Annotated in this window: 1 tRNA gene and 2 rRNA genes (1 of these 3 cut by a window edge); all 3 read right to left on the reverse strand. The window is 54.7% G+C overall.

What is annotated here, in order from left to right:
* Window positions 1-77: transfer RNA gene (locus GGQ64_RS27485), tRNA-Met, on the reverse strand.
* Window positions 78-349: 272 nt separating this feature from the next.
* Window positions 350-464, reverse strand: a 5S ribosomal RNA gene (gene rrf / locus GGQ64_RS27490).
* Between the two features lie 238 nt (window positions 465-702).
* Window positions 703-2500, reverse strand: a 23S ribosomal RNA gene (locus GGQ64_RS27495) (it continues 1186 nt past the right edge of the window).

Genomic DNA, 2500 nt, shown 5'->3' on the forward strand with positions numbered 1-2500 from the left:
TGGTTGCGGGGGCAGGATTTGAACCTGCGGCCTTCAGGTTATGAGCCTGACGAGCTACCGGGCTGCTCCACCCCGCGTTAGTCTTGAGCGCCGGGGCCTGCCCGGTTTTTTTGTTTGCCGGTCCTCGAAGGCTTTTGCCTTCTGCGGGTCGGCGGGGCTGCTCGAGCCCGGGTTGTCTTTTTTGTTCTGCTTGAGGCTACCAAAGCAAAAGGGCCGCTTGAAGGCGGCCCGTTATCGGCTTTGGGCCGGTGTTTTGTGATGAGAAGGTGATCTTTTTCTGGCTCGGGCAGCTTATCCAGAACGTCTGCGACTTTCTGGGCGCCTTTGCGTATCCATTTGCCTTTAGCAGACCTGGCAGCGACCTACTCTCCCGCGTCTTGAGACGAAGTACCATTGGCGCTGGGGCGTTTCACGGCCGTGTTCGGAATGGGAACGGGTGCAGCCACCCCGCCAGAACCACCAGGTCGGCTAAGGGCAAATGTTCATGCTGTCGCATGATCATTTGTTCCTTTTTTTTGCTTTGGCAAACCTTTCTCCCTCGCCTGGTCGGCTCGGAAGGGTGCCAAAGCGGGCATACGGGAACGTATGAACATGCTTTGTGCATGACGATAATGAGAAGCTGGTAAGGCGATGCCTTTTTTCTTTGAACACGTCCTTGCATCACCGCCCCTTTTTCGGGTCCGATGAGCATTATCAATGAGAACGATCAAGCCAATCGAGCGATTAGTACCGGTAAGCTTCACGCATTGCTGCGCTTCCACACCCGGCCTATCAACGTGGTCGTCTTCCACGGCTCTCAAGGGAATACTCGTTTTCAGGTGGGTTTCCCGCTTAGATGCCTTCAGCGGTTATCCCTTCCATATATAGCTACCCTGCTATGCCCTTGGCAGGACAACAGGTCCACCAGAGATATGTCCATCCCGGTCCTCTCGTACTAGGGACAGATCCTGTCAATATTCCTACACCCACGGCAGATAGGGACCGAACTGTCTCACGACGTTCTGAACCCAGCTCACGTACCGCTTTAATTGGCGAACAGCCAAACCCTTGGGACCTGCTCCAGCCCCAGGATGCGATGAGCCGACATCGAGGTGCCAAACAACCCCGTCGATATGGACTCTTGGGGGTCATCAGCCTGTTATCCCCGGCGTACCTTTTATCCGTTGAGCGATGGCCCTTCCACGCGGGACCACCGGATCACTATGACCGACTTTCGTCTCTGCTCGACTTGTCAGTCTCGCAGTCAGGCGGGCTTATGCCATTGCACTCGACGACCGATTTCCGACCGGTCTGAGCCCACCATCGCGCGCCTCCGTTACTCTTTCGGAGGCGACCGCCCCAGTCAAACTACCCACCATACACTGTCCCGGATCCGGATGACGGACCGCGGTTAGACATCCATGACGATAAGGGTGGTATTTCAAGGATGGCTCCACAGAAACTGGCGTCCCTGCTTCAAAGCCTACCACCTATCCTACACATGCCGACACGAATGCCAGTGTAAAGCTATAGTAAAGGTGCACGGGGTCTTTCCGTCTGACCGCAGGAACCCCGCATCTTCACGGGGAATTCAATTTCACTGAGTCTATGCTGGAGACAGCGGGGAAGTCGTTACGCCATTCGTGCAGGTCGGAACTTACCCGACAAGGAATTTCGCTACCTTAGGACCGTTATAGTTACGGCCGCCGTTTACTGGGGCTTCGATTCAAAGCTTGCACCTCTCCTCTTAACCTTCCAGCACCGGGCAGGCGTCAGACCCTATACGTCGTCTTGCGACTTCGCAGAGCCCTGTGTTTTTGATAAACAGTCGCTACCCCCTGGTCTGTGCCACCCCATCCCACTTGCGTGGAAAAGGGTCACGCTTCTTCCGAAGTTACGCGTGCAATTTGCCGAGTTCCTTCAGCATAGTTCTCTCAAGCGCCTTGGTATACTCTACCTGACCACCTGTGTCGGTTTCGGGTACGGTCTATAATGGTGGAGCTATTTCCTGGAACCCCTTCGCAGCCCATCCAATCCAATAAGAATGAACAACATACGGGATCCGTCACTACCACCAGGCCCACGAATATTAACGTGGTTCCCATCGACTACGCGTGTCCGCCTCGTCTTAGGGGCCGGCTAACCCTGCTCAGATTAACTTTAAGCAGGAACCCTTGGTCTTTCGGCGAGAGGGTCTCTCACCCTCTTTATCGTTACTCATGTCAACATTCGCACTTCCGATACCTCCAGGAGCCCTCACGGGTCTCCCTTCACAGGCTTACGGAACGCTCCGCTACCACACGTCTTGCGACGTATCCTCAGCTTCGGTGCATGGCTTTAGCCCCGTTACATTTTCGGCGCAAAGACCCTTAATTAGACCAGTGAGCTGTTACGCTTTCTTTAAATGATGGCTGCTTCTAAGCCAACATCCTGGTTGTTTTGGGATCCTCACATCCTTTCCCACTTAGCCATGACTTGGGGACCTTAGCTGGAGGTCAGGGTTGTTGCCCTCTTCACGACG

Source organism: Mycoplana azooxidifex, assembly GCF_014196765.1.
Lineage (GTDB): Bacteria > Pseudomonadota > Alphaproteobacteria > Rhizobiales > Rhizobiaceae > Mycoplana > Mycoplana azooxidifex.